Below are 19,855 nucleotides of genomic sequence, written 5' to 3'. Positions count from 1 at the left end.
GAGTGGGCGCTTTGGCTTCGGTGCAAAAAGTCGAGCATGGCAACGCTCGATGCACAAAGACGTGCAGCCAGAGGCTTCATGTCCGGCTCAGCCTCATCGTCTGGACAGGCAACGGAAAGCCTACAAATCATGGCGCGCAAGGCCTTTTCACCCCCAACGCGCCGAACCGGTCGTTTTCAACACCAACAACAAGGGCGCGCTGTCTTGCCATATCAAACATGGTGCAAACCGTATGAAACAAGCTTCGCTCAACTATATTGCACTCGCAGCATTTCGTCCACTGCGACGCAGCATGGCGGTCCGCTCTTTCTGCGTGACGCCTTGATCCTCCTCCCGCTTGGCTAGGCCGCCGGCATGCTTCGGAGTACGGAGGCTTCATGATCGGAGACAAGCCACACAAACCTGATCTGCGGAAAACTCCGTTCGCGGCTCAAAGTCATAACCATTGCTGTGAGATGATCGCTCAGAACGGAAAGCCGTCGAAGTGCTCATGGTCTTCGTTGTTGATACCGGGCACGGTGCCGAAATCACATTGTCGTTCAACGCAGAATGGGGCTGACGAAGCCTTCAGGCTTCACGGCAAGAACAGAACACTCGATGCTGTTGATTATGTTTTCAGCAGTGTTGCCGATGAAAACACCGCTGAGGCCGGTCCGCGCGACCGTGCCCATGACGATTGTATCTACGCCAAGCTTTCGGGCGTTCTCGCTTATGACCGCTTCCGGGGTGCCGCGGACCAGAAGCGGCACCAAGGCGGGTTCAGGACCGATGTCGTTGCGAACATCGGCGAGAAACCCATTCATGGCCTTCTTTCTGGCAAACAGGATTTCATTCACGTAGTTCTCCGCTGGCAAACGCGCCGCTTTGTCGTTCGAGAAAGCCCAGATCATTCCCTCCCCGATTGCGTCCCAAGCGTGAAGGACGATGATCTCGGCATCATGTTCACCGGCAATTGTCACTGCTGCGTCAAGCACGCGCCGGTTCAGGGCTGTCAGCGTCTCTGGTTCGGGCGCGTCCTGAACGTCGAGATCAACGGTAGCGAGAATACGTTTTGGATGCTTTGGTGCAGCTTTTCTCTGCAACCATACGGGACAGGGACACTTGCGCAGTAGGTGCTGATCGGTACTGGCAAACAGAAAACGGTTTATCCCCTGCAAGGGTTCAGCGGCCTTGAGCACAAGATCGCAGTCCTTGAGCGCCACGTGCCGGATGACTTCCAGATAGCCTTTCCCGACAGTTACTTGCAGCGTGATTTCCTGACCACTTGCAAGTTCATCCAACCTGGCGCGAAGCGCTTCACGGGTCTGCTCCACCGCATTTTCGATCAGCCGATCGGGCGGCGCACCCGCTAGACGCGAGAGTATCGACAATTCATGCGGTGGCTCGACACAGGCAATTACATCGAGTGCCGCACGATGTGCCTTGGCAAGGGTGATCGCACTTTCGAGCGCAATCCGGTCGTCGTTGTGATCGGCGACGGCGAGGATCCTTGCGGGCTTCAAGAGACCTATACTCATGCTGGAAGCTCCTTTTGACCTTCTGGGTCCTCGACTGCCTTGTCAGGGGCACGTACGCCACTCGTAATCATCCGGGCCGCTGCAAAGGCCGCGTCGCGATATGGCATTAGCACCAGGTCCGCGCGATCGGCCCGCAGCGCTTCGGCTGTCGCATCACGATGGGCCGCCACAGCGATCTTTCCGTCAAAACCAGAGTCACGTACCGCCCTTAGCAAGGCATGGCGGGGGTCGTCATGGGTCAGACCGGTGTCGTGTTCCGGTACCGCCATGACCAGCCACTCGGCTTTCTGAAGCGGGAGGTGAGCCAGGAACTCGGGATCGGTTGCATCTCCGAAGACGACGTCGAAGCCTTGAGCGCGCGCATGTCGTACCGCCTGCGGGCTGAAATCTACGCCAAGGATGCGCTTACCGCTGTCCTGAAGCGCCGATGCAATACCAAGCCCGTATCGGCCAAGTCCGAAAAGCACCACGTCATGGTGGCGCACGGCATCTGATCCGTCCTCATCTTCCGCGTGCGGATGCCGACGTTCGAAGACGCCAAGCAATGGTTCAAATACGCGGTATAGCTGGTGCGAGTACGTGATCATGTAAGTCGAGGCCGCGATCGTGACGAGACCGACCAGCGTAACCAGGCCAAGTGCCTCGTCTGCGACATGCCCGATGGTGACACCCATTGCCATGAATATCAGTGAAAATTCACTGATTTGCGCAACCGTCAGCCCCGCAAGGAAGCCAGTGCGCTTGCGGTATCCCATGGCCCCCATGATCGCGAGGACGATCAACGGATTGCCGACCAGCACGAAAAGCGAGAGCACAAGGGCTGGTCCGACACTGGCGCCGAGCACCGACAGATCCAGTGAGGCCCCCAAAGCAATGAAGAAAAACAGCAGCAAGAAGTCACGAAGGCTCGACAGCCGGGCGGCGATGGCCTCACGAAACGGGGTCGAGGCAAGCGAGACACCGGCCAGAAGACCGCCGAGTTCCTTGCCAAACCCGAGATAGTGACCCACCGCAGCCAGAAGGGCGGCCCATCCGATGGCAAAGGAAACCAACAACTCGGGCGCGCGCGACAGCCGTTCGACGAGCGGGTTGGCGACATACCGGATAAATACCACCACGAAGGCCAGCATCGCGAGCCCGTAGCCCAGCACTCGCAAGACATCCACAAGCGCCCCATCCCCGCCAGCCGCGCCGCCCACACCTATCGCCGACAATGCGATCATGGCGACCACGACAACGACGTCCTGCACGATCAGAAAGCCAAGCGCGATCCGTCCGTGAAGCGCATCGATCTCACGCTTGTCCGACAAAAGCTTCACAATGATGATCGTCGAGGAAAAGGTCAGCGCAATCGCAACGTAGATCGCTGTCAGGGCATCAAGGCCAAGGGCCAGCGCTATCATGAATCCGAATACGGTGGTGAAGATTACCTGACCGAGCCCTGTGACAAGTGCGACCGGACCCAGCGTCCTGACCAGGTTGAAGTCCAACTTGAGACCCACGAGAAAAAGAAGAACCGCGATGCCCAGTTCGGCAAGCAGGTCTATTTCTTCGTCAGACCGCGCGACATCGAGCAACGACGGGCCCGCGAGTATCCCGACTGCGATGAAACTGACGATCAATGGTTGACGTAGAATGAGGCCGAGAAAGCCAACACCGGCCGCGAGAACAAGCAGCGCAGCGATTTCGTAAAATATGTACCCTTCAATAGCTGCGGTCACAACTGGCCCTCAAGCTTGAGGCTCACCCATCCTGCAGAGCAAACTTCAGTGCTCGCGCGCACCGGCACGACACCAAGTTTTGAGGAAGCAGTGAACCACTCCAACAGACACGCTCAATAAGTTGACTGAATTACTCTGGATTGCAATCAAATCTTGATTTGTTAGCAGGATCGCACCGCTCTGATGGCTACATCCTCCGCGTGCATGTCACTCGTTCCCGTCCAGTTCAGAACCAAAACTTCAGATTTTTCTCCGCCGTGTGACCAAGTCACCGTCGGGTGGTTGAGCCCAGTGGTAGGCCCTCCACGTGGCCCGAGTTGGAACGCGATCGCGGGCGCACGGACGGAGATACAGACATGCGCCGGTCGTCGTTCGGGAACGACATCTCGGGGACCGTACTCTGGTGGAAGGCGGCCTGAATGAGGAGGATACAATGGACAGAAGACAATTCCTTGCGACGACCATAGCCGGTGGTGCGGCGGCAAGGATGCTGGCTGCCGGGAGCTCGGCGCAGGCGCAAGTCATCGGGACAAACGCGCGGATCATCATTGTTGGCGCAGGTGCTGCAGGGATGGCTTTGGCCAACCGACTGGTGCGCCGTCTCGATGGTGCCCAGATCACCTTGATCGACCCGCGCCCCAACCACCTCTATCAGCCGGGACTGACGCTGGTCGCAGCGGGGCTCAAACCGGCTGACTACGTCGTGTCCGAAAACTCCGACTGGTTGCCCACTGGCGTGGCTTTTGTGGCCGACAGAGTGGCCGCGGTCGACCCTGAGGCCAAGACCGTATCGACCGAAACCGGCGAGACACTTGGCTATGACTGGTTGGTTGTTGCACCGGGTCTGATGCTTGATCACGACGCGATTGAGGGGTTCAACCTCGACATGGTCGGCGAAAACGGGATTGGCGCGCTCTATGCTGGTCCGGACTACGCCGCCCGCACGTGGGCAGCCGCAAGCCGGTTCACCGAAGAGGGCGGCATGGGCCTGTTCACGCGGCCGACGACCGAGATGAAATGCGCCGGCGCGCCGCTTAAGCACACGTTTCTGATCGACGACATCGCGCGCCGGGCCGGAAAGGCCGGCGCCATGAACATGATCTATGCGGCACCGCAAAGCTCGCTCTTCGGAGTGCCCATCGTGGCCGAAAAGGTCAGGATGCTGTTCGGGCAGCGAGGCATCGACACCATGATGAACCGGACGCTGACCGCCATCGACGCGGGCGCGAAGCGGGCGACCTTTCAGACCGAAACCGGCACGGAACAGGTCGAATACGACTACATCCATATCGTTCCGCCACAGCGCGCTCCGAACTTCGTGGTCCAGTCGGGCTTGGCCTGGGCAGACCGCTGGAGAGATCAGGGCTGGGTGGAATGCGACATGCAGACTCTTCGGCACCTGCGGTATCCCGACATCTTTGCACTCGGCGACGTCGCCGGTGTGCCCAAGGGCAAGACTGCGGCTTCCGTCAAATGGCAGGTCCCGGTGGTTGAGGACCATCTGGTAGCCGCGCTCGAGGGCCGGGAGGGAACGGAAACCTACGACGGCTACACGTCCTGCCCGCTCATCACACGCATCGGCCGCGCCATGTTGGTGGAGTTCGACTACCACAACAACCTCGTGCCGTCCTTCCCGGGCATGATCGCACCGCTGGAGGAACTTTGGATCAGCTGGCTGATGAAGGAAGTGGCGCTCAAGGCCACCTACAACGCCATGTTGCGCGGCCGCGCCTGAGGGGAAAGACAATGGAAGAGTTAACCTTTGAAACATTGATCGCCGTTTTCAAGGAGATCTTCGGACGCGGTCTGTTCTGGATCATGGTCGGCGTCGCAGCCATCGTGACGACCGGCTATCTTTACGTCCTCGTCCGTGATCGCACCGTGAGTTGGAGAAAGTTCCTTTTTGCCCAGCTCTCCATGCCCGTAGGCGCAGTCCTCGCCGTCTGGTTCGTGATGGTAACGACCGAGTCCCACGTTTCCGATCTCGGCGGCCCGGTCGATCTCATCGTCTTTCTCGGCATCGCTGCCGCGGGCGCCATTGGCATGGCGATCCTCGTCTACACGCTCGAAGCGCTGCTCGGCACGAAGCGGACGACGGGCCAAGAGGACCTCTGAGGGGGCGTCGAACTACGTGGGGCAGAAACGATGATATTCGCGATCTATGACGCTACAACGCCTGTAGCCGTATCTCGACCGGCCGACAGTCCACTGCGTTCGTCGGCAAGAGGATGGGTATCTTCGGGTTCGGGCGAACGCCACAGGCGGCTGTATCAGATTTTATGTGGCTGCAAATCGCTAGGTGCTTCGGCCCCCCTCGTGTCCCCGCGCTGCACTAACCTCCGCCGTCTTTCAACACGGTGCCCTGACCGGGGCCGATCTTCATCGCGTTGCATGCCTCGGACGATTTGGACTGCTCGCGCTCATCCTTCTCGCGCTCGGAGCCCGCACGATTTGCGCGGTGCGGGCCGGAAATATCTGCCAACCGAAACCAAACCCAAAGGATACCCTATGAAGAACCTTCTTTTTTCCGCGATTCTCACCTTGGCTGCTGCAACCGCAGGGCAAGCACAGGAGCCAACCAAACTTGTCACCGTAGTGACATCGCCGGATCCACAAACGCAGCTGATGTCGATGGTCCTGACCATGCAAGCGGCGCAGCAGGGCGCCGAGGCGCACATCCTGCTCTGCGGCCCGGCCGGGGATCTGGCGCTTCGTGACGCCCCCGAAAGCGCTACGGCTGGTCAGCCGCCCCGTGACATGAGCCCGCAAGGTCTGATGCAGATGATCCGTGAAAACACCGGCGCCACTGTCGAGGTCTGTGCGATCTACCTTCCGGGACTGGGGGAGGATGCGTCCGTCCTGCTCGAGGGGATCGGCGTCGCCAACCCCGGCGAAATGGCCGCAAGACTCATGGCATCCGACGCACGCGTTCTGAGTTTCTAACGGGTTCAAGTCGCACCAGTGACCGCAGCTCAAGATAGGACACGATGGCGACGCGCTGGAACCGTCCTTCGCCCGGCGCCTTCTGGACAGCACAACACCTACGGGAGCGGCGTGGTCCCTAAACGAGACGCGCCTGCCCAGTGGAAGGGCATGTTCAAAGGGAAGCAATGGATGGCAAACACAGAAAAAACGGGCGTTGCGGCCCAGTAGCCACATGACGAGATCGCGCATTTCTTCCCTTCATGCGCGATGACTGGCGGACGCGGCGTGCGCGCTTCGTCCGCCCCTTTCTGGACAACACTCATGATCCATCACCTTCGACGTTTCATGCCCGTCTTCGATTGGGGCCGCAGCTATGATCGCAGGGCGTTCTCCAACGACATGATCGCGGCGATGATCGTGACCATTATGCTCATCCCGCAGTCTCTTGCGTATGCGCTCTTGGCCGGATTGCCGCCGGAGGCAGGGATCTATGCCTCGATCGCGCCGATAATCCTGTATGCGATCTTCGGGTCGAGCCGGGCGCTCGCCGTCGGCCCGGTTGCGGTCGTGTCCCTGCTCACGGCGTCCGCCTTGGGCCAAGTCGCTGAACAGGGCACAGCCGGATACGCGGTCGCGGCCCTGACGCTCGCCTTTCTCTCCGGCGGCTTCCTGCTGCTCATGGGTGTCTTCAGGCTGGGTTTCTTGGCCAACTTCCTCAGCCATCCCGTTATCGCTGGATTCATTACTGCGAGCGGGTTCCTGATCGCCGCCAGCCAGCTGAAGCATATTCTCGGTGTCAGCGCGCATGGGCACACGCTTCCCGAATTGCTCATCTCGATCTTCTCCCATCTGGGCGACATCCACTGGATCACCGTCGCACTGGGGGCTTCTGCCACCGGGTTCCTCATCTGGGTTCGCAAGAGCCTGAACCCGACGCTGCGCAAGCTGGGCGTCCCTCCTCTGTTTTCCGACATGCTGACCAAGGCCGGACCGGTCGCAGCTGTCGTCGCGACCACGGTCGCGGTCTGGGCCTTCGACCTTGCAGCGCGCGGCGTGAAAATCGTCGGCGAGGTGCCGCAAAGCCTGCCACCCCTGACGTTGCCGGGTTTCGCGCCTGACCTTCTAAATGCCCTGCTTGTGCCAGCCATCCTCATCTCGGTTATCGGCTTCGTGGAGTCGGTCTCCGTCGCCCAGACCCTTGCGGCCAAGAAGCGCCAGAGGATCGACCCGGACCAGGAATTGATCGGTCTCGGCGCGGCCAATCTCGGGGCGGCCTTTACAGGTGGCTACCCTGTGACGGGCGGATTCTCTCGTTCGGTCGTGAACTTCGACGCGGGGGCACAAACACCTGCGGCCGGAGCCTTTGCCGCGCTCGGGCTGGCCTTCGCGGCTGTTGCACTGACACCGCTGGTCTATTTCCTTTCGAAGGCGACGCTCGCTGCCACGATCATCGTGGCGGTCCTGAGCCTCGTTGACCTGTCGATCCTGAAAAAGACCTGGGGCTACAGCCGCGCCGACTTCGTGGCGGTCGCCACCACAATGCTGTTGACCCTGGGTCTTGGTGTAGAGATAGGTGTCGCCTCCGGGATCGCGATCTCGGTGCTATTGCATCTCTTCAAGACCTCGCGCCCGCACGTGGCTGAGGTTGGCCTCGTTCCCGGAACGCAGCACTTCCGCAACATTTATCGTCACAAGGTCGAAACCGATCCGACCGTGGTGTCCCTTCGCGTTGACGAAAGCCTCTACTTCGTGAACGCGCGGTTTCTAGAAGATCTCGTCCAGAAACGCGTCACAAACGGGTGCGAAATCCACCACGTAATCTTGATGTTCTCCGCGGTAAACGAGGTCGATTACTCGGCTCTTGAAAGCTTGGAGACGATCAACGTCCGCCTGAAGGACATGGGCGTGGGTTTGCACCTGTCGGAAGTAAAAGGCCCGGTCATGGATCGGTTGCAGCGGTCGCACTTCATCGAGGACCTGAATGGCGAGGTGTTCCTGTCTCAATTCGACGCGTGGAGGAAACTGGCGAACTCACCCGTTCCGACGGCTGCACAGTAGAAAGAACTGTTCCTACATCGCACAGTATTTCTGGAGGATAGGATGGCTGCTTCAGCGCCCTGAGCATGCTGGGCGTCCGGCAGAGCGCTGCGTGTGCATCAGCTCTCAAAGTGCGCAGGTCGAGCTAACGTAGATACCGGGCTGCCGCGATGCAACGACCGTAAAGTCCGCAGAGCCGCCGTTGAGGCGATATCTCTTGGGGTCAGCTTAGTCGGCTTACGGCCACTCAAAAAGTAGCGACGGAGCCGAAGTCAAATGCGGAGCGGTCAGTCGTGACAAATGACTGGCACCGAGACCTGTTTGAAAAAGTTGACGTTCTTGGCGACCGTCTGAGCTGAAAAACCCGGCGCGTACAGATGATTATGGACGGTGCGGAGGTATACTTCTCGGAAGCTCTGCGCCAACTCCGGCGTCACATCTTCTAGACATGCAGTCTTGGGATCATCGCGAAGAAAGGTGCGTAGACGTGTCATCGCTGTGTCAGAGTTGGCGACAGTGGCTGGCTCGAGGGAGAGCCACCATGCGGGATATCCAGCTCCTGCCGGGGCCGCGAGGCTGAAAGACGTTGCGCATGTCGTCTTTAACGGCTTTTCGGTGGTCCAGTCTGGACAACAAGCCGTTGGATGTCGCCCACAAGAAAATCGCCGTGAGGAAGCTTGATGTTTGATGGCGGAGACGAAGTCCGCCTGTTTAATTTTATAAAGTTTTGTTTCTATGTTTAATTAAATAAATCAGTAAAAAACATACCACATAAAATACCACATGATGTCTCACTTTATGGCGCTCGACGGTGATGGAGGTATCGAGCTCCAAACCAACATAGCAGACTTCCATGCTGACGGCGGCGAAGATCAGTTCGGAGCCCATACCCACCACGGTATTGCAGTGCAGCGAATGTCAGGCCTGTGGTTGTGACCTCATTATTCTTGCGAAGGCAATTTCATCTTTGAAGCAAAGGCTGACCCGATAGTGCATTTTCGATAACGGTGTTTTTGTGAAAAGAGACCTACAAATCGCGTAGCTTCTCTCGGAACCATCTATGCGCCGGGTCATGGTGAAACCGCTCGTGCCAAAATGCTGCAAGCGTGAAACCCTCTAGCTCGATAGGCGGTTGCAGCGCACAGATTCTTTTGCGATCGCGCACCATCCTCTCAGGTAAAACGGATATGCAATCGCTCTGTTCCAGCAAATCTGGCACAATTGCAAAACTGTTCGCTGAGTAGGCGACAAACCGCGTCTGTCCTATTGCTTGCAACGCTGTGTCGACGGCCCCCTGGAATCCCCCACCCGATGGCGAGACGACGATGTGACGCGCGTCTAGAAATGACTGTAAGGATAGAGCATTGCCAGCTTCCGGATGGCCATGGCGCACTGCGCAGACATAACTTTCAGAGTAGAGTTTTCGCATCTTGAGTGCGGGTCCCGCAGACTCTGGCAGCGATATCCAGAGGTCCAGATCCCCGCTCTCCAGGTCACTTCGAATACGATCTGGATCCGTGGGTATGATTGCAATCCGCATTTTAGGTGCTTTTGCGGCAAGTTCTTTCAGCAGTGGGGCGAAAAGTGTGTGTTCTGCATAGTCGGTCGCGGCGATCCTGAAGGTGCGCTCCGACCTCTTGGGATCGAAGACTACCGGCGCGATGGCGGCCTCAATCTCTGCAAGAGCGCGACTGATCTGAGGGGCCAGCGTCTCGGCACGGGGCGTTGGGATCATGCCGCGCTGCTGTCTTATGAACAAAGGGTCATCCAAAGACTCACGCAGTCGGCCAAGCATCCCGCTCACAGTGGGCTGTGTGAGGTGCAGCTTTTCCGCCGCGCGCGAGACGTTCTTTTCGCGCATCAAGGTGTCGAAGACACGCAGAAGGTTCAGGTCAAAACTTGAGATATCGGCCATTCAAATATCAGATAGAGAGATATACGATTGGCGCAATACCTAAAGCTCCTCCATCTTTTTAGCAACGCCGCAGGTTTTGGCGGTTACGCAACTGAAAACTCAACGATGGAGACAAGATATGAAAACCACGGCGATTATGATGCATGAGACCGGCGGCACGGATGTTCTGAAATATGAACAGGTGGACTTGCCGGAGCCAAAGGCCGACGAGCTACGAATAAAGGTCGATGCTGTGGGTTTGAGCTTTGGCGAAGTGCTCTACCGGATGGGCATCTATGTCCAGAAGACCGTCCTTCCCAGCAGCCTTGGCAACTATGCCGTCGGCGTTGTTGAGACGGCGGGGTCGAATGCTTCTGGCTGGAAGGCCGGAGACAAAGTGACGATTTTGCCGTCCTTTGAGATGAACACGCATTCTGTCTATGGGCAGCACGCGATTGTCCCGGCCTCCGCCGCAGCGCCTTACTTCGAGCAGTGGACACCAGAAGAGAACGCGGCCATCTGGATGCAGGTCATCACGGCCTATGGCGCTCTCGTGCACAACGCCAATATCCAACCGGGCGAGTTTGTCCTGATAACACCTGCCACGGGCGGAGTCGGCCAAGCGGCCGTTCAAACAGTCAAGAAATCAGGGGCGATCTCGATCACGACGACGCGCTCACGGGCAAAAGCCGCACTTCTCAAAGAGCTCGGAGCCGACCATATGATCGTCACAGACGAGGAAGACCTGGATCAACGGGTGCAGGAGATCACCAAAGGCGCGGGCGTCCGCGTGGCGTTCAATGCGATGACCGGCGATCTGACCACGACGTTGGCGGGTAGTATTGTTGCACCAGGTGGAACGATCATCATGTATGGCGGTATCGGCGGGCAGGAAACTATCTTGCCTTATCCAAGCCTGATTGGACGTGGGATCTCGATTCAGGGCTACACGCTTTATGAACTGACCTACCATGAAGAGAACCTTCCGGCGCTCATTGATTTTGTGACATCGGGAGTCGCCGACGGAACCTACACTCCGAACGTGGACAAGGTGTTCGAGTTTGAGCAGATCGCGGCAGCGCATGACTACATGACCGCTGGCAGCACCACCGGCGCTGTTATCCTGAAGACTGCAGCCTAAAACGCCTGCGTGCACCACGCTTCACCTATCTATCGAAGGCCGCTGCAAAGCGCGGCGGCCTTGAGTGCCCAACGCGGGATGGGATCGGAACAGACCTTTTAACGAACTGACCTGCCACCCCAACAAACGATTGCGGAGAGCAACATGACAACGACGTATGAACCTAGTGCTGAATCTCCAAAAACGGCGCTCTACAGCCTCGCCGCTGCCAATTTCGCGGTTGGTACAGGCGGCCTTGTGATCGCAGGCATCGTTCCGGATTTGGCCATAGGCCTTGATGTGTCTGCCCCTGCTGCGGGGCAACTGATCACAGTTTACGCGCTTGTCTACGCGCTCTCGGCACCGCTCATCAGCGTCTGGACCTCGGGGCTGGATAAGAAGTGTGTGCTTCTCTTTGGAATCGTTGGCCTTGTGCTGTCCAATCTGGCCGCAATGTGGGCACCGAGTTACGAGGTGGTCATCGCGGCGCGCATCGCCTCAGCCTTGAGCGCGGCCGCGATTACACCGGTTGCGGCGGCCATTGCGACGATGATCGTTCCGCCTGAACGGACCGGGTCGGCGCTTGGCCTTGTTTTTGGTGGGATTGCGATATCCACTGTACTGGGTGTACCTGCCGGTGCCTTCATTGGCGGGGTTTTCGACTGGCGGGCCACCTTTGGTCTTGTGTCTGTCTTGAGTGTCGCTTCACTCATGTCAGTGCTCGTGTTTGTGCCATCGCGCATCCTCAGTGCCCGTCGTGATTTCTCGTCGCTGGTGTCCGTCCTCAAGGATCGTCCAGCCATGGCCGCTGTCTCGGTTACGGCCCTCGTGATGACGGCACAGTTCATCCCCTTCAGCTATGCCGCGGTGCTCTTTGCAAATGCACTCTCGGCCACTTCTGCGCAGGTATTCTGGCTTCTGTTCGCATTTGGCGCGGCGAGCGCGGTGGGTAACTATTTTGGCGGCGTGTTGTCCGACCGCTTAACACCAAATCGCGTATTGTCGACTGTGCTGATCCTGCTGCCAGCGGCGCTTTTCGGCGTCTGGTTTCTGTCGCTCGGCTTCTGGACTGCACTCGTGATCATGGCGATATGGGGCGCAATCGGATTTAGCTTCAATGCACCCCAACAGGCGCGTCTGACAAGGATGCGTCCACCACAGGCCACAATGCTACTCGCGTTGAATGCATCGGCAATTTATGTCGGTACCATGCTCGGCAGCGCCATAGGTGGCTTAGCCTTAGCCTTCTCGACCTCTTCCAGCCTTCCGGTTATGGGCGCTCTAGCGGCTTTCGGCGCATTATTGACGTTTTGCGCCACTTTGGAGCAAGGCACCGAACCAAAAGCAGACTTTCAAAGGTGCTAGACGATTGTCCGTTATGTCCGCAGAGCGGAACGTCGAACTCGGTGTGTAGTAGGTTCACTTCGGCCCAAAGCCGCCGTCCAAATCGTTCAGACTCGCTGCGGTGCAGCTTCCATAAAGCCGACGTTGAAAGTAAGTGCAGCATCCAAGAAGGTAGATGACGGCTCAGTGGACACTGCGGACGTAGGCTGCTTGGCCACGTGAAGTGGAGTGGCCTTGATGCCATCGCGTAGAAAGAGCTAATGCAAACCAAGTTCGGCAGTTATCGGAACTGCGATTTCTCGAAAGCTGGGGGGATAGGCATATCGATGCCACGACTGTTAACTGAGTTTGGAATGGGCACCTCGTTGCGGCGCGGCGACTACACAGAAGCCGCCTTGCGCGCCACCAAGGACGCGCTTTGGCACAACTCCATCAATTTGGCGGAGCTCTTCGGCTTCGAAAAAACGGATATGAAAATCCGGGTTGACGTCGGCGTGCAGAATCCAAACGCCGTGGATGTAGCCGAGATTGAGAAGGTCTTTCCCTACGGCCAGACTGAGTTTCACGTTTACAAGGGCGGGCTGGATATTCCTCGGCCCGAGGGCACAGGCAACCCGACGATCATCGCCAATGTGGCGCTATCTGTCAGCTTTGACATGGAGCGCGCCGAATGAGCGAACAGCGTATGATTGTGGAAATGGGCATGGGCAACGACCAGTATGGTCAGAACTATACCAAAGCCGCAGCCCGAGCGATTGAAGATGCCATCCGCCATTCTGCCCTGCCCATCTTCGAGGCCACGGGCCTGACGCATGAGCAAATGCGCGTGGAGGTTACGATCGGAGTGCAGGAGCCTGATGCCGTTGATTGTGAGGCCTTGGTGCCTAACCTGCCGAGAGGCAGGGTCGCGGTGAAAGCTGTCAAAGGCGGTCTGAATGTCCCAAACCCTGAAACAGGCGGCCTGATCGTGATTGCGAGCGCCGCTGTCGAAGCTTTCCTGCCAAAGCAGAATGGATGGGTCGTGCAAAATAAATCCGTCTGAGCGGATGGGGCATAGCATTCGCAGCTCGCGATAAAGACACTTAAGTCAATCACGGCCCATACCGGACCTTGAGCAGAGTTGTCTTATGCTGCGGTCGCAGCCCGCTTTCCAGACATTCCCGGCGATAGCGAACTCTCGAGATCTGTGAACGGGCAATTTGCGGACATAGGGTGAATTCGCTGCGTTTGCGTAGGAGGCTACTTTCGCCCGCTTTCCGGACCTTCGCTTTGAGTTGCACATAAGTAGCACGCCACTGGTGGGTACGACCCTGATCCAGCGAGAATGTCTGTCCACTCCTCCAACACACACGGAACCTGCAGACGCACCAGAGAAACCGCGCGCCACATCTCGTGTCGTCGCTTAGTTGGCAGACTGATACGCAACAAATATCCAGGTGTTACGTCGCGCCCGGTGTCGGCACACTCAACCCTTTTGCACAAAAGAAACGCTAGCCTCAAAGGGCCCTGCAAAAGAATCAAGCGTTGGGTGCGGGATCGAGCAGCCAGATTGCCGCAGCAATTGGGTCCTGTAATCGTCGAATCTGCCGTCGCTTCGCACATCAAGCGTGAGCGACGGCAACAGAGGATTGATGGTCCTTCACTTGTTTGGAGCGTCGGCGGCAAGGGTCGATTTTGGCGCGTCATCATTCTCCATACGCTTTTCCGTGCGGTGCTTTGACCACATGGCAAAAACAAGAACCGCCAGAATAGTGCCCATGCTGAGGGTCACAACGAGAAACGATACGTCCATAGTGGAAACCTTTCGTTGGTTAATGAGGCTGTCGACACAACGAGCGAGGGGGCTTTTGGTTTCCCCTGGCTTTGCAGTGTTGTGCGGGTTCGTAAGCTAGGCACCGAGTAATCGCGGCGGGATTGGCGTTTCGAGCGCTTCCGCGAGGCATTTAGCGACACGGCAGTCTAAGAGTATTGGTGCATCGCCACTGGCCATTATTCCCATCTGCCAATCATGGCATTACGCTTGGGAAATGCTTCGACACGTTTTACCGGTCTCCGCGCTTCTTTTCGGGTCTGGCCTCCTTCTTTTCGCGGGCGGTATGCACGGGCTTATTCTGCCTGTGCGCGGCTCGCTTGAGGGGTTTTCCGCAAGCGCGCTCGGGCTTCTCGGCACTGGTTGGGCCATCGGCTATGTCGCGGGATGCCTTCTTGCACCGAGGCTGGTTGGAAGCGTCGGCCACATCCGAACCTTTGGCGTCATGTGCGCGATGGCGGCGGTTGCGGTTCTGGCCCAGGCGCTCATCGTCGAGACCTGGGCATGGATCCCGGTGCGTGCTGTATCGGGCTTCTGCTTTGCCGGTGCCGCCATGATCGTTGAGTCCTGGCTGAACGACCGAGCGCAGCCAAGCACGCGGGGCAGGATTTTCGGAATTTACACGATGGTGAACCTGGCCGCCGTCACGGCGGGGCAACTGGCGATCTCGTTGGGCGATGTCGGGGGCTTTGTGTTCTTCGCAATCGCGGCAATGGTGTATTGCCTCGCCCTTGTCCCGACGGCTCTGTCGACGTCGCCCTCCCCCGCGCCGCTGACTTCCGTCCGACTGGACGTTCGTGCACTGTGGCGTAACTCTCCGGTGGCGGTCGCGGCTGTGTTCCTCGTCGGCATTTCCAATGCGTCGTTTGGCACACTTGCAGCGGTTTACGCCGGCGATATCGGACTCGCTCTTACGGCCATTGCGCTTTTTACCAGCATTCCGGTGCTTGCTGGGGCCTTCACGCAAATTCCGATCGGGATCGCCAGCGACCGTATGGACCGCCGGAAGGTGTTGATCGCCGTGGCTGTGGTCGCGTTGCTTGCCGATCTGGCCTTCGTGCTGCTTATGCCCGAAGGACGCTTGTTGAACCTCGTCCTCGCCGGGGTGTTTGGCGCCGCGATCTTCGCGATGTACCCGATCATCGTCGCTCACGCGAATGACCATGCACCGGAGAGAACGTCCATTCAGGTATCGGGCGGATTGTTGATGATCTACGGTTTAGGATCGATCATCGGCCCCCTCGCGGCTGGGATCGCCATGACAGAGATCGGGCCGCGCGGGCTGTTTCTGACCACTGTCGTCGCGCATGTTCTGATGATCGGTTTTGCTCTTTGGCGACTATCCGTTCGGAACGCCGTGCCACAAGCGGAGAAAGGTGCGTTCCAGGTCACGCTGCCAGCAAGGGTTGCGACGCCGGAAACGGTTGCTCTGGCGAAGGGTGAGAGCGAAGCTCGTGATTTGGACATGGAGGACGTTGGCCCACCAAGCGAGGCTACCGCGACCGCCCCAAAGCACTCACGGGAAGACAGTGCGGCAGAGCCTAGTCGCGATGCATGAAACGCCACCCGGAGCAGTTGACACAAACCGGATGGCATTTCATTCTGAGCCCATTTTCGGTGCCTCGATCTGTTGCGCGGCGCGATCTTCCTGAATCATGGTGTTTTCAATCCGCTGCCGTGCTTCGGGTGCAAGACCCATGGCATCCGCCAAACGGTCGAGATAGGCCCGTTCTTCGGCATTGGCCGGCGTGGCCACAAGTAGGGCGGCCGCGTAGATGTGCATCACCGCGTGCTCCGGCGCATCGTCTGCCACCGATTGCGCGTCAACGGGCTCCGACAAGGCGTCGCGCAGAATGTCCCGCTCGGCGTCTTCAGCGTCTTCCAGCAAGTCGAGGAGCGCTTCGCGTTCGTCATCGTCGATCTGACCGTCAGCGCGCGCCGTCTGAACCATCGCGCGAATGATTGCCCGTGCGGTTTTTTTGTCGAGTGGCGCATCGGCACCTTGGTCGACGCGCGTAAGGCTCTCGACCTCGGTCGGCCGATCCGTATTGCCGAGCGCGGAGGCAAGCTGCCCGAGGATCGCGCCCAGCGACCCGCCCATGCCAGCCATTTGCCCGGTCACCCCGGCTTCACGACCGTTGGTGGCACCAGCAACACCGAGCGACTCGAGGAGATTGCCCAAGCCACCGGTCGCGCTAGCCCGCGTGCCGCCAATCCGACCTTGCATGCCGCCGCGCTGCGTACCAACATTCTGTTGAGACCCGGCCAGAAGGTCGCGCATTCCCTTGACGCCACCGACGTCTCGAAACATCTCGGCGCCTTTTTTGGCCGCGAAGGCGAGGGCGACTTTCGTGATCATTCTCTTGAGTGACATGAGCGGGCTCCACGTATGTTTGAGAGTACTCATGAACAACGCTCAACACATCATCGCGTTCCACCGCAGCGACGCGCGCGCCGCTACTATTCTTGAGTGACCACAGTCACGGTGGGAACCTTTGGCGGGTCAGCACGTTGGGGTGGTATCCGAAAAGGAGTGAACACAATGGAATATGGTATTCTCGGCCTGATCGTCCTGATCGCCAATGTTTATGCGATCTACCAAATCATCACCAGCGGTGCGACGACCGGCATGAAGGTTCTCTGGACGCTCGTTATCCTGATCCTTCCCGTCCTCGGCTTCATCGTCTGGTTGATTGCTGGCCCCAAGGGCGGCTCGGTAACCACCTGACGCATCTCAGTCTGTAACGAGTTAACTCTTCGAAGCACCGGTCGTCTTGGCGACCGGTGCTTTTTTCGTTCCTGCGGGATCAGAAAAACCCGCGACCGATGAACGGTCGCGGGTTTTCTGTTGAGAAGCGCGAGAGACGTCAGGCCGCTGCGTCGTTGACCTGGTTCTCGGCAATCTGCGTCATCGTCCGGTCGCCGTCATAGGACGCATCAAGACACTTCTTGAGCGCCTCGGTGTCGCCCGGCAGACCCAGTTGCGTCGCAAACGCCGCGCAGCAGCCGTAGCCGGCAATCGCGTAATGCGCCATGCGATGATACTGGGTGATGATCATGGCGTCCTGTGCATCGCTGTCGCCGAAGTCCTCTTCAAGACCGTGCGCGCGCGCTTCGTTGACCAGGCCTTCCATGCCTTTGCAGTGCTCGCCTTCGGGATCGGCATCGTGGCCCTTGATCAGCTTTTCCAACGTCTCCATGCCGTCTTCGATGCCCTTCACGCCTGCGTCCAGCGCCTCTTTCAAGCGCGCGTTCGATGCGGCGTCTTTCAGCTCTGCGGTGACGATTTTCGATTGCTCGCAGGCCGAATAGAGGTCTTGAAGCTGGTCGATATAGACGTCTTTGAGGGTGTTGATGGTCATGACAATCCTCCTCTTGGTTATGTCTGACAGATCAACTTTTCGGAGCGGGAGCGGTTCCTATGCTCACCGCCAAAGTTCGCGATTTTTCCGGGGGCTTCTCGGCCGCCTGTTGCCTGATCGGTTCATCCGCGATCGACACGACGTCATCCGAAAACTCGGCAAAGCTGCGGCCACAGAAGACGGACACGCCGATCTCACGCAGGAGCCGAATGGCGCGCTCATCGTCCGCTTCGATCCCGGGTCCGGGCGTGCGCAAGACCACCGCTGCGATGCGACCGCCATGACGCAGGATGGCTTCGCGGTAGATCACGGCGTCCTTTTTCCCCGTATCCCCCATCAGGATGGCCTGCCGGTCGGGGATGGACGCGAGGATCGTGTCAATCGCGTCTCCCTTGTGATTGCCATGGCCCTCTGTAATCAGCTTGGTTTCACTCAGGCCGAGGTCGCGCAGGAACATCGGCCCTCGCACCACGCTGGCATGCGCGAACACGTCTTGCAAAAACCCGTGAATGTTCCAGGGGGAGGAACTGAGAAAGACGACGGGCCGGTTCCCACCGTCATGCAGGCGATGCATCAAGACGGCGGCGTCCGAAAAAATCTGGCGCGTCAGCACGTTGCCGGTGAAGGACGTCCAAAGGTTTTTGACCAACGTGTAAGCGCCGGTTCGCATGACGGTATCGTCGATATCCGAAATCACCATCGTGCCCGGCCCGGATCGGGCAGAAAGCACCGGACAGATGGCGGTCGTTCCGTTTGCGGAAAGAACCACCTCGCGTTCAACCCATCCGGTCTCACTGTCGCGAGGGAGGCGCAGCTCGAAATATCCCTCCTCATCGGTCACGGCGCTGTGATCTCCACAAGTGACCTCTGCGCCGCCGACTTCCGAGGTCATGAACCGTCTGATCATTTGCCGGGTGTTCTGCAGCCGACCCTGACGTGGGTTCACCTGAATATCCGTCAGATCGCTATGCACCCTGCCCTTCAAAACCAGTTCGGATGGCGTGGCGAGGCCTACATAGGGCTCAATAACCCGAGGCTGCCGTTTCCCGCCCGAGAGATTGGAAAACGCGCGTTCGCCGGCCATGGCGACCTTGATGATTGTGCGTTCCAGCGTGCTCTTCATTTTGCTGTATCCCCTTGAGCATTGGCTTGACGGTAAGGGCACGCGGAAACCGGAGCCGGTGCCACTCCAGTGAAAAAGCCTCAGCCACAGTGGAGGTTCCGCGCATTGCGGCGCCAACCCTTCATCGCGAACGGAACCGGTATGCAAACCCGTCGTTGATGTCCCAGATCAGCCAATCCGGCTGCACCAATCGAAGGGAGACACGAGATGTCCAACGCACACCGCACCAGCCCAATCGAAGGGCTTAAGGGATCTGAACAGCACCACGATCTGAAAGACCAACCAGGCGAAAACGGCGATCCGACCCATGCCGACACAGACGGCGAGTTGCCCGAAGACATTGCAGCGGCCATTCGCGATGGCGAAGCCGACACCGAGATCGCGGCGGCCATGAAGGATGCCGTCGAAAAAGACTAATGTCGCCAGATGTCAGGACGGGGGCGAGGCATCGTCCTCGTCTCCGACAATCCAGTCATAGAGATTTAGGACGACGACATACCCCACTGACAGCGTAAGCGCCTCCAGCACAAAGCCCATACCGCAGGCGACACCAATCGCGCCGACACCCCAAATCGCCGCACCGCTGGCAACACCACGCAAACGGCCTGTCTCTGTGGTGCTGATGATGGCCCCGGCTCCTAAAAATCCGATTGCGCCGACAAGACCCTGGATCAAGCGGGTGGGGTCGACATTAAGGTCATCTTCCAAGCCATTCACCTGAAGTGAGAAATTCAGAGTGATGATGATCCACATCGCAGACGCGGCGGAGGTCAGAATGTAGGCGCGTGCACCCAGCGGCTTGCTTTTGGCTTCCCGGTCGATCCCAACCAGCAAGCCGCAGAACGCTGCCGCCCCGACGCGAACCAGAAACTCGGAATAGTCGATCATCGCCCTTTGACCCTCGCTCTCTCGTAACGACCCCCACCACACCAATAGCCAAGGTGCCTGCCCAGTTCCGTGCTCCGTCCGGGGCCGCAACGCGTGACTTGCAGCAGGCGGCTC

19 protein-coding genes are annotated in these 19,855 nt (G+C 58.6%); 11 read left to right on the top strand and 8 right to left on the bottom strand.

Going from position 1 to position 19,855, the window contains the following annotated elements; all coding sequences use genetic code 11:
* Window positions 1-539: 539 nt before the first annotated feature.
* Window positions 540-1,517, bottom strand: coding sequence for a universal stress protein (locus ACP15N_RS16960; protein WP_425093528.1), 978 nt, complete (start codon window positions 1,515-1,517; stop codon window positions 540-542).
* Window positions 1,514-3,238, bottom strand: a complete 1,725-nt coding sequence (locus ACP15N_RS16955) for a cation:proton antiporter (protein ID WP_425093527.1) — start codon at window positions 3,236-3,238, stop codon at window positions 1,514-1,516. The genes ACP15N_RS16960 and ACP15N_RS16955 overlap by 4 nt, the downstream gene beginning before the upstream one ends.
* A gap of 433 nt (window positions 3,239-3,671) precedes the next feature.
* On the opposite strand from ACP15N_RS16955, the gene ACP15N_RS16950 reads away from it, so the two are divergent.
* From ACP15N_RS16950 to ACP15N_RS16935, 4 genes are all read left to right on the top strand, one after another.
* Entirely contained in the window at window positions 3,672-4,973 is a 1,302-nt protein-coding gene (locus ACP15N_RS16950; RefSeq protein ID WP_425093526.1) for an NAD(P)/FAD-dependent oxidoreductase, read from the top strand.
* 11 nt (window positions 4,974-4,984) lie between these two features.
* Window positions 4,985-5,353 (top strand): DUF5368 domain-containing protein, encoded by a 369-nt coding sequence (locus ACP15N_RS16945; protein WP_425093525.1) that lies wholly within the window; start codon window positions 4,985-4,987, stop codon window positions 5,351-5,353.
* A gap of 393 nt (window positions 5,354-5,746) precedes the next feature.
* Window positions 5,747-6,181, top strand: coding sequence for a hypothetical protein (locus tag ACP15N_RS16940; protein ID WP_425093524.1), 435 nt, complete (start codon window positions 5,747-5,749; stop codon window positions 6,179-6,181).
* A 303-nt stretch (window positions 6,182-6,484) separates the two neighbouring features.
* Window positions 6,485-8,221: a SulP family inorganic anion transporter gene (locus ACP15N_RS16935; protein ID WP_425093523.1), complete on the top strand. Its 1,737-nt coding sequence runs from the start codon at window positions 6,485-6,487 to the stop codon at window positions 8,219-8,221.
* Window positions 8,222-9,227: 1,006 nt separating this feature from the next.
* On the opposite strand, the gene ACP15N_RS16930 is transcribed toward ACP15N_RS16935, so the two are convergent.
* Window positions 9,228-10,115, bottom strand: a complete 888-nt coding sequence (locus ACP15N_RS16930) for a LysR family transcriptional regulator (RefSeq protein ID WP_425093522.1) — start codon at window positions 10,113-10,115, stop codon at window positions 9,228-9,230.
* A gap of 118 nt (window positions 10,116-10,233) precedes the next feature.
* Between ACP15N_RS16930 and ACP15N_RS16925 the strand changes: the two genes are divergently transcribed.
* From ACP15N_RS16925 to ACP15N_RS16910, 4 genes are all read left to right on the top strand, one after another.
* Window positions 10,234-11,235, top strand: coding sequence for a zinc-dependent alcohol dehydrogenase family protein (locus tag ACP15N_RS16925; protein WP_425093521.1), 1,002 nt, complete (start codon window positions 10,234-10,236; stop codon window positions 11,233-11,235).
* Between the two features lie 144 nt (window positions 11,236-11,379).
* Complete coding sequence (locus tag ACP15N_RS16920; RefSeq protein ID WP_425093520.1) at window positions 11,380-12,579, top strand: MFS transporter; 1,200 nt, start codon at window positions 11,380-11,382, stop codon at window positions 12,577-12,579.
* A 305-nt stretch (window positions 12,580-12,884) separates the two neighbouring features.
* Window positions 12,885-13,232, top strand: a complete 348-nt coding sequence (locus ACP15N_RS16915; RefSeq protein WP_425093519.1) for a Lin0512 family protein — start codon at window positions 12,885-12,887, stop codon at window positions 13,230-13,232.
* The gene (locus ACP15N_RS16910) at window positions 13,229-13,600 is read left to right on the top strand and encodes a Lin0512 family protein (RefSeq protein ID WP_425093518.1); all 372 of its coding nucleotides are present in this window, start codon (window positions 13,229-13,231) and stop codon (window positions 13,598-13,600) included. The genes ACP15N_RS16915 and ACP15N_RS16910 overlap by 4 nt, the downstream gene beginning before the upstream one ends.
* 597 nt (window positions 13,601-14,197) lie before the next feature.
* Here ACP15N_RS16910 and ACP15N_RS16905 read toward each other — a convergent pair.
* Window positions 14,198-14,350 (bottom strand): hypothetical protein, encoded by a 153-nt coding sequence (locus tag ACP15N_RS16905; RefSeq protein WP_425093517.1) that lies wholly within the window; start codon window positions 14,348-14,350, stop codon window positions 14,198-14,200.
* 235 nt (window positions 14,351-14,585) lie between these two features.
* Between ACP15N_RS16905 and ACP15N_RS16900 the strand changes: the two genes are divergently transcribed.
* Window positions 14,586-15,926: an MFS transporter gene (locus ACP15N_RS16900; RefSeq protein ID WP_425093516.1), complete on the top strand. Its 1,341-nt coding sequence runs from the start codon at window positions 14,586-14,588 to the stop codon at window positions 15,924-15,926.
* A gap of 39 nt (window positions 15,927-15,965) precedes the next feature.
* Here the strand turns inward: ACP15N_RS16900 and ACP15N_RS16895 are convergent, their stop codons facing one another.
* On the bottom strand, window positions 15,966-16,742 hold the full coding sequence (locus tag ACP15N_RS16895; protein ID WP_425093515.1) for a DUF533 domain-containing protein: 777 nt from the start codon (window positions 16,740-16,742) through the stop codon (window positions 15,966-15,968).
* Between the two features lie 168 nt (window positions 16,743-16,910).
* Here ACP15N_RS16895 and ACP15N_RS16890 point away from each other — a divergent pair, with 168 nt between their 5' ends.
* The gene (locus ACP15N_RS16890; RefSeq protein ID WP_425093514.1) at window positions 16,911-17,096 is read left to right on the top strand and encodes a PLD nuclease N-terminal domain-containing protein; all 186 of its coding nucleotides are present in this window, start codon (window positions 16,911-16,913) and stop codon (window positions 17,094-17,096) included.
* 139 nt (window positions 17,097-17,235) lie between these two features.
* On the opposite strand, the gene ACP15N_RS16885 is transcribed toward ACP15N_RS16890, so the two are convergent.
* The gene (locus ACP15N_RS16885) at window positions 17,236-17,730 is read right to left on the bottom strand and encodes a DUF892 family protein (protein ID WP_425093513.1); all 495 of its coding nucleotides are present in this window, start codon (window positions 17,728-17,730) and stop codon (window positions 17,236-17,238) included.
* Between the two features lie 31 nt (window positions 17,731-17,761).
* On the bottom strand, window positions 17,762-18,853 hold the full coding sequence (locus ACP15N_RS16880) for a phosphatase domain-containing protein (RefSeq protein WP_425093512.1): 1,092 nt from the start codon (window positions 18,851-18,853) through the stop codon (window positions 17,762-17,764).
* 207 nt (window positions 18,854-19,060) lie between these two features.
* Between ACP15N_RS16880 and ACP15N_RS16875 the strand changes: the two genes are divergently transcribed.
* Window positions 19,061-19,270, top strand: a complete 210-nt coding sequence (locus ACP15N_RS16875; protein ID WP_425093511.1) for a hypothetical protein — start codon at window positions 19,061-19,063, stop codon at window positions 19,268-19,270.
* A 12-nt stretch (window positions 19,271-19,282) separates the two neighbouring features.
* Here the strand turns inward: ACP15N_RS16875 and ACP15N_RS16870 are convergent, their stop codons facing one another.
* Window positions 19,283-19,741: an MgtC/SapB family protein gene (locus ACP15N_RS16870; RefSeq protein WP_425093510.1), complete on the bottom strand. Its 459-nt coding sequence runs from the start codon at window positions 19,739-19,741 to the stop codon at window positions 19,283-19,285.
* Window positions 19,742-19,855 lie beyond the last annotated feature (114 nt).

The sequence above is a fragment of the Tropicimonas sp. S265A genome (genome assembly GCF_049800835.1).
In the GTDB taxonomy this organism is placed as follows: Bacteria; Pseudomonadota; Alphaproteobacteria; order Rhodobacterales; family Rhodobacteraceae; genus Dinoroseobacter.
This window is presented reverse-complemented; position numbering and strand designations above follow the sequence as displayed.

Coding starts and splice junctions, on each gene's coding strand:
- ACP15N_RS16915 (WP_425093519.1), top strand. CDS start 12,885: ATGCCACGACTGTTAACTGAGTTTGGAATGGGCACCTCGTTGCGGCGC.
- ACP15N_RS16945 (WP_425093525.1), top strand. CDS start 4,985: ATGGAAGAGTTAACCTTTGAAACATTGATCGCCGTTTTCAAGGAGATC.
- ACP15N_RS16930 (WP_425093522.1), bottom strand. CDS start 10,115: ATGGCCGATATCTCAAGTTTTGACCTGAACCTTCTGCGTGTCTTCGAC.
- ACP15N_RS16925 (WP_425093521.1), top strand. CDS start 10,234: ATGAAAACCACGGCGATTATGATGCATGAGACCGGCGGCACGGATGTT.
- ACP15N_RS16885 (WP_425093513.1), bottom strand. CDS start 17,730: ATGACCATCAACACCCTCAAAGACGTCTATATCGACCAGCTTCAAGAC.
- ACP15N_RS16940 (WP_425093524.1), top strand. CDS start 5,747: ATGAAGAACCTTCTTTTTTCCGCGATTCTCACCTTGGCTGCTGCAACC.
- ACP15N_RS16920 (WP_425093520.1), top strand. CDS start 11,380: ATGACAACGACGTATGAACCTAGTGCTGAATCTCCAAAAACGGCGCTC.
- ACP15N_RS16900 (WP_425093516.1), top strand. CDS start 14,586: ATGCTTCGACACGTTTTACCGGTCTCCGCGCTTCTTTTCGGGTCTGGC.
- ACP15N_RS16935 (WP_425093523.1), top strand. CDS start 6,485: ATGATCCATCACCTTCGACGTTTCATGCCCGTCTTCGATTGGGGCCGC.
- ACP15N_RS16895 (WP_425093515.1), bottom strand. CDS start 16,742: ATGTCACTCAAGAGAATGATCACGAAAGTCGCCCTCGCCTTCGCGGCC.
- ACP15N_RS16910 (WP_425093518.1), top strand. CDS start 13,229: ATGAGCGAACAGCGTATGATTGTGGAAATGGGCATGGGCAACGACCAG.
- ACP15N_RS16950 (WP_425093526.1), top strand. CDS start 3,672: ATGGACAGAAGACAATTCCTTGCGACGACCATAGCCGGTGGTGCGGCG.
- ACP15N_RS16905 (WP_425093517.1), bottom strand. CDS start 14,350: ATGGACGTATCGTTTCTCGTTGTGACCCTCAGCATGGGCACTATTCTG.
- ACP15N_RS16875 (WP_425093511.1), top strand. CDS start 19,061: ATGTCCAACGCACACCGCACCAGCCCAATCGAAGGGCTTAAGGGATCT.
- ACP15N_RS16880 (WP_425093512.1), bottom strand. CDS start 18,853: ATGAAGAGCACGCTGGAACGCACAATCATCAAGGTCGCCATGGCCGGC.
- ACP15N_RS16960 (WP_425093528.1), bottom strand. CDS start 1,517: ATGAGTATAGGTCTCTTGAAGCCCGCAAGGATCCTCGCCGTCGCCGAT.
- ACP15N_RS16870 (WP_425093510.1), bottom strand. CDS start 19,741: ATGATCGACTATTCCGAGTTTCTGGTTCGCGTCGGGGCGGCAGCGTTC.
- ACP15N_RS16890 (WP_425093514.1), top strand. CDS start 16,911: ATGGAATATGGTATTCTCGGCCTGATCGTCCTGATCGCCAATGTTTAT.